The organism is Salipiger sp. HF18, from assembly GCF_011806505.1.
GTDB lineage: Bacteria > Pseudomonadota > Alphaproteobacteria > Rhodobacterales > Rhodobacteraceae > Salipiger > Salipiger thiooxidans.
On the sequence record NZ_JAATOS010000164.1, the window covers coordinates 1 to 8231 of the forward strand.

Sequence of the window (8231 nt, forward strand, 5' to 3'; positions counted from 1 at the left end):
TGCCCGCCGTGGCATCCTGATCAGACTCGGACCTCTCCGAAGGTCCACGCTCCTACACCACGCGCGGGGGCACTATCAAGGGGACCTCCTGAACAGCTTGATCTATGCAGTGATTATCGACCTGATCGATACTCACCATTTAAATCCCATGCGTAGCGAATCTGAGTCCACCGGCATCAGCGCCTGTGATGTAGTAGCCAGAGCCATGGCCAATCTCAGAAGGAGGCCGCAGGGCTATTCGACGATCAAGCGCATCTATCTCACCCAAAACGCTGCTCAGGACGATCTTTTTTGATCATTGCCCAAAACGTATGGGAACCGAAGGTCGAGAAACTAAATCTGACCCTGCCGAAGTGCGAACCCAGAGGATTCAAATGGGTTATTAAATCGGCTGATTAGTCAGTCTACGACATTTCGTTCAGGATCCAGCAGCATTCCTTTCGAACCACCGAGATCGAAAGGAACCCGAACATGGACGAAGAGATTTGGAGGCTTCCGAGGGTCATGAGAGCTGTCGGCATGGGCCGAAGCTGGATTTACCTGGCAGTTGCCGAAGGTCGTTTCCCTGCACCGATCAAACTCGGCAAACGAGCTGTAGGCTGGAGACGCGCTGACGTTCAGGCTTGGCTCGAGAGCCGTTTCCAGCCGGAGCAGTAAGATGCGCAGAACGCAAAGAGGAAATTCGGAATACGTGAATTTGAAAGCCTATCGGTGGGCCTTGGGCTCGGAAGGGCTGGTCAAGAACACGCGCTCGTTGTTTCTGGAGTTGGCGCGCCGGTCTGATGAGTTTGGATGCTGCCACGTCAGCCGTGGCAAACTCTCTGACATCCTCGGCTGTAGCAAGAGGACGATCGACAGTCATTTCTCCATTTTGGTCGGCAGAAAATTGATCCGTCGGATCGGGCGCTATACCCCAAAGAAAGGACAAGTATCGAGTGTCACACTGATCTCAGCCTGGCCAGATCGCACCCGAATTCCCCCATCAGGCCATCCGAAATACGGCAAATTTATCAAGGAGGATGCGCTTGAATCTCTGATCCATGCGCGCTCCAACCTGCAAAAAATGCAGGGGGCCAGAGAAGAAAATTCGGGCCATAGAATAGGTACCAATGAACTAAATACTACTACAGAAGGCGTTGAAATGGCTTTGCTGGAGCATTGTCTAGCTGCCTTGGATCCATGGGCTGATGAGAGCAACTGCAGGTATTTGCGTCGGCGGTCAGACACCTTGTTGGAACTGCTCGACATGGGGTTTGTTCTCGAAACGGACGTACTTCCGGTCCTAAGAATGATGGGGAAACGCGATGGTGCCGTCCCCATCTTGCACTCCTGGCATTATTTCGCGGATCCGATACGCAAGCGCGTAGAGGCGCGAAAAGACAAGCAGGGCAATTCCGAAACGAACGGCCTGGGCGCGAATACCCGCTCTGCCAGTGAAGGAAAAAACGCGCCATACCCGGCGCCATCGGAGGTCAAGGCCGACGTCTCTCGGGAAATGAACCGTGTGTTGCGCTCTGTCGCGACGAGCAAGCGGGTCCCAAAAACAGGAGATGATCACTGATGCGACGGCTCCAAGCAGCAACGGTCTCCTGCCTAGACTTTACCCCCCTCTTTGGGTCCTTCGGCGCCACGTCCGTATGCGGGGGGCGAAAGCCCGCGAACTCCCTAGTTCGAGATAACAATTTTGGGTTCGCACTTGGGGTTCGCAGGTTCGCATTTGTGGACAAAAGGTTCGCACCTGTTTCGGAACTGGAGCTTGCCGCTCGGATGCGCCCCGGCATTCAATGCACCCAATTCCACGCCACGGGCAGGCAGCCCCCAGTCAAATGGAATCTTGGCGATGAAACCTCAGCGATAGCAGGGCGCTGGGCTGCGCCTGAGGAAGAGGCGCGATGGACAATCTGACCTATGGTTCCAACCCCGTACCAGTCGCGATGCTAACGCCCACAGAGCGTCGGCGAGAACTATGCGCCCTTCTCGCGCTGGGACTGATCCGTCTTCGCAACCGAAACCAGGCCAAATAGGGCAGCGGCGTTGATGAGGCACAGCAAATGAATAACGGCATGGATCTACACTTTTGGACCGATTTGAGCGCCCATTCCCTCAGCTCAGTTGGAGACCGCATGACCAATCAAGATTCCATTCCCGCCCGCCTGGCCGCGCTCAAGACAACATCGACGCCGGACCTGAAGCAGCAATGGCGTGACCTGTTCGACAGCGAGCCGCCCCCGTTCAACCGCCGCTACCTTGAGAGCCGACTGGCGTACCGCATCCAGGAACTGGCCTATGGCGGGCTGAAGCTGGAGACCATTCGGCGTTTGGAGATGCTGGGCGAGGAACTTGACGGCGGAGACAAGAAGAAGCGCGGCATGCGCCTCGACCGCGACCGTCCCATCACTGGCACGCGCCTCCTGCGCGAATGGCAGGGTGTCGAATATATCGTCACGGTCACGGCCGATGGCTTCGAGTGGCAGGGGCGACCCTCAAAGTCGCTTTCGGCCATCGCGCGGGCCATCACCGGCACGCGCTGGAACGGCTGGGTCTTTTTCGGCCTGAAGAACCACAGGGGGCGGACATGACGAAGCCGCCCGAAAGATCGAAGGTCGTGCGCAAGCTGCGTTGCGCGGTCTACACTCGGAAATCCTCCGAGGAAGGGCTGGAGCAGGAGTTCAATTCGCTCCACGCCCAACGAGAGGCCTGCGAGGCATACATCGCCAGTCAACGCTCCGAAGGATGGGTGCTGGTCCGCGATCAGTATGACGACGGCGGTATCTCCGGCGGCACGCTGGACCGCCCGGGCCTGCAGCAATTGATGGCGGATATCGAGGACGGGCTCGTCGATGTTGTCGTGGTCTACAAGATCGACCGTCTCAGCCGCTCGCTGGCCGATTTTGCCAAGCTGGTCGAGGTGTTCGACCGGAACGGCGTGACCTTCGTGTCGGTGACGCAGTCCTTCAACACGACGACGTCCATGGGCCGGTTGACGCTGAACATCCTGCTGTCCTTCGCCCAGTTCGAGCGTGAGGTGACGGCCGAGCGCATCCGCGACAAGGTCGCCGCGAGCCGGAAGAAGGGCATGTGGATGGGTGGTGTGCCGCCTTACGGTTACCGCGTTGAAAACAGGAAGTTGCTAATCGACGACAAGCGCGCCGAACACGTCCGCTGGATCTTCGCCCGCTTCCTCGAGATCGGGTCGGGCACAGAGCTGGCCCGCGAGGTTGCAAATCGGGGCATCCGCACACCGCGCGGCAACCGGATCGACAAGAAGTACCTGTACCGAATGCTGGACAACCGCGCCTATATTGGCGAAGCGGTGCACAAGGGCGATAGCTACCCCGGCGAACATGACGCAATCATCGACAGAGATATCTGGGAAAAAGTCCACGCGATCCTGAAAGAGAGCCCCCGCAAGCGCGCCGCCCGCACACGCGCCGACACGCCCGCGCTGCTGAAAGGGCTGCTCTACGGCCCCGATAGCGCGGCATTCTCGCCGACCCACACCCGGAAAGGCGGCAAGCTCTACCGCTACTATGTCAGCCAGACGGTTTTGAAGCATGGCGCCGGATCGTGTCCCGTTGGCCGCGTGCCGGCCGGTGAGATCGAGGCCGCCGTCTTAGACCAACTCCGCGCCGTGTTTCGCCAACCCGAAATCGTGGCGGGCACGTGGAAGGCCGCCCGTGCTCACGCCGAAGACATAACCGAAGCCGACGCCCGCACGGCCCTGCAGCAACTTGACCCGCTGTGGGATGAACTCTTCCCCGCCGAGCAGGCGCGCATCACGGCGCTGCTGGTCGAGCGAGTGGACATCGGTATGGAGGGCTTGAACGTCAGGCTCCGCGTCGACGGTCTCCATAGCCTTGCGCGTGAAATGCTTGCAGGCGGCATTGAGGTGGCTGCATGAACAGCAGGACGCCGGTCCCGGACACCGTGACGCTACGCCACCACTCCCGCAACGCGCTCGGAGTTCTGGCAGGCCAAATTCGCGGCGAACGTTGCACGGGACAGCTCCGTTCGCGGAGCGCTGCTTGATGAGGGTTGGCGCGTGGCGACGATTTGGGAGTGTGCCTTGCGTAAGCCCGACCAGGTTTCCGTGGCCACCGACCGTCTTGCAGAATGGCTGGTGGCTGTAGGTGACACGCTCGAACTCGGTGAAAACGAGGCTTCGGCACACGTAAGAGAAGGTAAGGAAACCGGCTCTTCCCGCTGATTGACCCAGCGCAGCAAGGCTATGATCCGCCTGTTGAATGTTCGATCCGGGTTCCTTCTCACGAACGCCACTGACATCGAAGTGTTCAGCTGGCGCGTCGTAAAAATATAGATATTTCTGATAGTTGCAAGCTATTCACCAAATCGGCGCAGTCATGAGGTCCGGAGAATATCGCCCCTGAGAGACCGCTTCCGGGCCTCCCGGCGCAGGGGGCAGTGCTCAGCCCCACCCGCATAACCCTCGAAAACAACGAAAAAATCCGGCCGCAGCCGGATCGGGAGAACGCTTTCGCAGGGGCGAGTGGCGGAGAGGAAGGGATTCGAACCCTCGAGACGGTTTCCCGCCTACACACTTTCCAGGCGTGCGCCTTCGACCACTCGGCCACCTCTCCGCCGACCCCTTTAGCGGATCGAATGTCCCGGATGCAAGGGCCAATCCGCCGATAAATCAAAGCCCCGGCAAAACCGGGGCTCTGGGATCGTTGTATGTAGAAAAGCATCGCGAACCGACGCCGCCTCACATGTTCGGGTAGTTCGGGCCGTCCCCGCCCTGGGGCACCGTCCAGGTGATGTTCTGGGCCGGGTCTTTGATGTCGCAGGTCTTGCAGTGAACGCAGTTCTGGAAGTTGATGACGAAACGCGGGCCGCCCTCTTCCTCGACGAACTCGTAGACCCCTGCCGGGCAGTAGCGCTGCGAGGGGCCGGCGAAGCTGGTGTAGTCCACCACCACCGGCACCGCCTCGTCCTTGAGCCGAAGGTGGCAGGGCTGGCTTTCCTCGTGGTTGGTGAAGGCGAAGGACACGTTGGTCAGCCGGTCGAAAGACAGCTTGCCGTCGGGCTTGGGGTAGTCGATCGGCTTGTGGTGCGACGCGGGCTCGGTCGAGGCCGCATCGTTCTTGCCGTGGCCCATGGTGCCGAACAGCGAGAAGCCGAGCTGGTTGGTCCACATGTCGAGCCCGCCCATGGTCAGCGAGCCCACGAGCCCGTACTTCGACCACATCGGCTTGACGTTGCGCACCTTCCACAGGTCCTTGCCGATGGCACCCTCGCGCACCTCGGTCTCGTAGGCGGTGAGCTCGTCGCCCTCGCGTCCGGCCCGGATCGCCTCGAAGGCGGCCTCTGCCGCGGACTTGCCCGAGAGCATGGCGTTGTGGTTGCCCTTGATGCGCGGCACGTTGACCATGCCCACCGAGCAGCCCAGCAGCGCCACGCCGGGCGCGACCATCTTCGGCATCGACTGGTAGCCGCCCTCGGAGATCGCCCGTGCCCCGTAGGCCACGCGCTTGCCGCCCTCGAGCAGCGCCGCCACGTGGGGGTGATGCTTGAAGCGCTGGAACTCCATGTACGGGAACAGGTAGGGGTTCTTGTAGTTCAGGTGAACCACGAAGCCCACATACACCTGGTTGTTCTCGATGTGGTAGATGAAGGCACCGCCACCGGCGTTGCTTCCCAGCGGCCAGCCCATGGTGTGCTCGACGCGGCCTTCCTTGTGCTTCGCCGGGTCGATCTCCCAGATTTCCTTCATCCCGAGGCCGAACTTCTGCGGGCACTTGCCGGCGGACAGGTCGTATTTCGCGATGACCTCCTTGGCGAGCGAGCCGCGCACGCCCTCGGAGAGGAACACGTACTTGCCGTGCAGCTCCATGCCCGGCTCATAGCCCGGCCCGGGGGTGCCGTCCGCCTCGCGGCCGAACTCGCCCGCAACCACGCCCTTGATCCGGTCTCCCTCGTAGACGAGCTCGGAGCAGGACATGCCCGGGAAGATCTCGACGCCCAGCGCCTCGGCCTGCTCGGCCATCCAGCGGCAGACGTTGCCCATGGAGACGATGTAGTTGCCGTGGTTCGACATGAACGGCGGCATCGGCCAGTGCGGGATGCCGAGCTTGCCGCTCTCGCCGAGGACGTAGAACTTGTCCTCGCGGACCGGCACGTTGACCGGTGCGCCCTTTTCCTTCCAGTCTGGCATGAGCGCATCGAGCCCGCAGGGGTCGAGAACCGCCCCGGACAGGATGTGCGCGCCCACCTCGGAGCCCTTCTCGAGCACCACGACGCTCAGGTCGGCATCCAGTTGCTTGAGCCGGATCGCGGCGGAAAGGCCCGCGGGCCCCGCTCCGACGATCACAACATCATATTCCATCGACTCGCGCTCGATTCCGGACATACCGACCCCTCCGCTGGCTTCCCGTGAAATTTTCTTGCGCTTCGGCCTAACGCGGCGGCGCAGCGAAGGTCAATCAAAACACGGCGTCGCAGCGCTCACAAGCGACCATTGGTGCGTTTCTGACAGGGTTTTCATGCGCCTCGACGCTGCGCCCCCGCGGGGCCCCCGGACCGATCGCGGACCAGCCCGGACCGGCCCCGCGAGGGAGCGTGACAGCGATTCCGCCGTTTTCGCGACCTAATCGGCAAGCGCGTGCCGGTCTGGACCTTGACGAGGGGGCGGGGAGACACGTTATGTGCGATACTCAGACTGGAATGCACGAACCGTACGTTCAGGAGCCCCCTCCTTGGAAAAGATACTGATCACCCGCGCGGGCTTCACCGCGCTCGAAACCGAATTGAAGAAGCTCAAGAGCGAAGAGCGTCCCGCCGTGATCCAGGCGATCGCGGAGGCGCGCGAGCTCGGCGACCTCAAGGAAAACGCCGAATACCATTCCGCGCGAGAGAAGCAGGGCTTCATCGAGGGCCGGATCAAGGAAATCGAATCGATCATGGGTCTCGCCGAGGTGATCGACCCCCGCACGCTATCGGGAGCGGTGAAGTTCGGCGCGACCGTGAAGGTCGTCGACGAGGACACCGACGAGGAGAAGACGTGGCAGATCGTCGGCGAGCACGAGGCCAGCATCGAGCGCGGCCTGCTCAACATCAAGTCGCCCATCGCCCGCGCCCTGATCGGCAAGGAAGCCGGTGACAGCGTCGAGGTGCGCACGCCCGGCGGCGAGAAGAGCTACGAGATCCTGAGCATCGACTACAAGTAAGGTCCGCTCCAGATGGTCGACAGCAACGACAGCCGCCAGAGCCCGATCGGAATCTACGACCGGTCGCAGAAGGGCGGCCCCAACGGCATCGAGATCACGGCCGCGGCGCTCAGCGTCGCGTGGCTGGCGCTCTCGGCCGGGGTCTTCATGCTCTATACCGGCGAGGGGACGGACGCGCTGCAGTTCGTCCTGACGATCATGGTGGTCTTCATCCCCGTGGCGCTGATCTGGGTCGCGGCGACTGCTGCCAAGGCCAGCCGGGTGATGCGCGAGGAAAGCGCCCGCCTGCAGACCGCCATCGACGCGATCCGCAACGCCTACATCGCGCAGGCGCAGGCGGGGCGGAAGGATCCGGGCGCGCAGGCGATCGCCAAGAAGCTCGACGAGATCATGGCGGCGCAGCGCAAGACCGAGACCGCGCTGGCGACCTTCGCCACCACCCGCGCGGTGGCCCCGGCGCAAACCGCCGCGCCGCCCGCCGCGGCGCCCCAGCCCGGCGACGACCAGCCGGCGCTGTCGCTCGGCACGCCCGCCGAGGCGCTGCAGCCGCCGGTCGCCAACGCCGATTTCATCCGGGCGCTGAACTTCCCCGAGACCGCCGACGACCAGGCGGGTTTCTCGGCGCTGCGCCGGGCGCTGAAGGACCGGCAGTCGGCGCAGCTGATCCAGGCCGCCCAGGACGTGCTCACGCTGCTGTCGCAGGACGGCATCTACATGGACGACCTGCGCCCCGACATGGCCCGCCCCGAGATCTGGCGCGCCTTTGCCGAGGGGACCCGTGGCCGCGCCATCGCGCCGCTGGGCGGCGTGCGCGACCGCTCGTCGCTGGCGCTCACCAGCGCGCGGATGAAGCAGGACCCGATCTTCCGGGATGCGGCGCACCACTTCCTGCGGCTCTTCGACCGGGCGGTCGCGCGCTTCACCCCCGAGGCCAGCGACACCGAGATCTCGGAACTTGCCAACACCCGCTCTTCACGTGCCTTCATGCTGCTGGGCCGGGTCGCGGGCACCTTCGACTGAGCCCCCTCCGGCCCGCGCAGGGCCGGA

Annotated in this window: 9 protein-coding genes and 1 tRNA gene; 8 read left to right on the forward strand and 2 right to left on the reverse strand. The window is 62.6% G+C overall.

Translation table 11 applies throughout. The features are described 5' to 3' along the window. The 6 genes from HC022_RS14210 to HC022_RS28780 form a co-directional block, all read left to right on the forward strand. The coding region (locus HC022_RS14210) for a hypothetical protein (RefSeq protein WP_217703989.1) at window positions 1–295 on the forward strand (295 nt) is incomplete at its 5' end. 176 nt (window positions 296–471) lie between these two features. Then, window positions 472–657 carry an AlpA family transcriptional regulator gene (locus HC022_RS14215; protein WP_167452886.1) on the forward strand — a complete coding sequence of 62 codons (186 nt, stop codon included), beginning with the start codon at window positions 472–474 and terminating at the stop codon, window positions 655–657. 1 nt (window position 658) lies between these two features. Then, a complete protein-coding gene (locus HC022_RS14220; RefSeq protein WP_167452887.1) occupies window positions 659–1561 on the forward strand; it encodes a helix-turn-helix domain-containing protein in 903 nt (300 codons plus the stop codon). Between the two features lie 562 nt (window positions 1562–2123). After that, the gene (locus HC022_RS14225) at window positions 2124–2579 is read left to right on the forward strand and encodes a DUF2924 domain-containing protein (protein ID WP_167452888.1); all 456 of its coding nucleotides are present in this window, start codon (window positions 2124–2126) and stop codon (window positions 2577–2579) included. Beyond that, entirely contained in the window at window positions 2576–3901 is a 1326-nt protein-coding gene (locus tag HC022_RS14230) for a recombinase family protein (protein ID WP_167452889.1), read from the forward strand. Before HC022_RS14225 ends, HC022_RS14230 begins: the two co-directional genes overlap by 4 nt. Before the next feature lie 165 nt (window positions 3902–4066). Continuing rightward, the gene (locus tag HC022_RS28780) at window positions 4067–4207 is read left to right on the forward strand and encodes a hypothetical protein (protein ID WP_217703991.1); all 141 of its coding nucleotides are present in this window, start codon (window positions 4067–4069) and stop codon (window positions 4205–4207) included. 301 nt (window positions 4208–4508) lie between these two features. Here HC022_RS28780 and HC022_RS14240 read toward each other — a convergent pair. Continuing rightward, window positions 4509–4598 (reverse strand) — tRNA-Ser (locus HC022_RS14240). Between the two features lie 125 nt (window positions 4599–4723). Next, window positions 4724–6367 carry an electron transfer flavoprotein-ubiquinone oxidoreductase gene (locus tag HC022_RS14245; protein WP_167452890.1) on the reverse strand — a complete coding sequence of 548 codons (1644 nt, stop codon included), beginning with the start codon at window positions 6365–6367 and terminating at the stop codon, window positions 4724–4726. A 346-nt stretch (window positions 6368–6713) separates the two neighbouring features. On the opposite strand from HC022_RS14245, the gene greA reads away from it, so the two are divergent. Next, window positions 6714–7184 (forward strand): transcription elongation factor GreA, encoded by a 471-nt coding sequence (gene greA, locus HC022_RS14250; RefSeq protein WP_008886901.1) that lies wholly within the window; start codon window positions 6714–6716, stop codon window positions 7182–7184. Between the two features lie 12 nt (window positions 7185–7196). Next, window positions 7197–8204 (forward strand): hypothetical protein, encoded by a 1008-nt coding sequence (locus HC022_RS14255; RefSeq protein ID WP_167452891.1) that lies wholly within the window; start codon window positions 7197–7199, stop codon window positions 8202–8204. Window positions 8205–8231 lie beyond the last annotated feature (27 nt).

Coding starts and splice junctions, on each gene's coding strand:
- HC022_RS14215 (WP_167452886.1), top strand. CDS start 472: ATGGACGAAGAGATTTGGAGGCTTCCGAGGGTCATGAGAGCTGTCGGC.
- HC022_RS14220 (WP_167452887.1), top strand. CDS start 659: ATGCGCAGAACGCAAAGAGGAAATTCGGAATACGTGAATTTGAAAGCC.
- HC022_RS14225 (WP_167452888.1), top strand. CDS start 2,124: ATGACCAATCAAGATTCCATTCCCGCCCGCCTGGCCGCGCTCAAGACA.
- HC022_RS14230 (WP_167452889.1), top strand. CDS start 2,576: ATGACGAAGCCGCCCGAAAGATCGAAGGTCGTGCGCAAGCTGCGTTGC.
- HC022_RS14245 (WP_167452890.1), bottom strand. CDS start 6,367: ATGTCCGGAATCGAGCGCGAGTCGATGGAATATGATGTTGTGATCGTC.
- HC022_RS14255 (WP_167452891.1), top strand. CDS start 7,197: ATGGTCGACAGCAACGACAGCCGCCAGAGCCCGATCGGAATCTACGAC.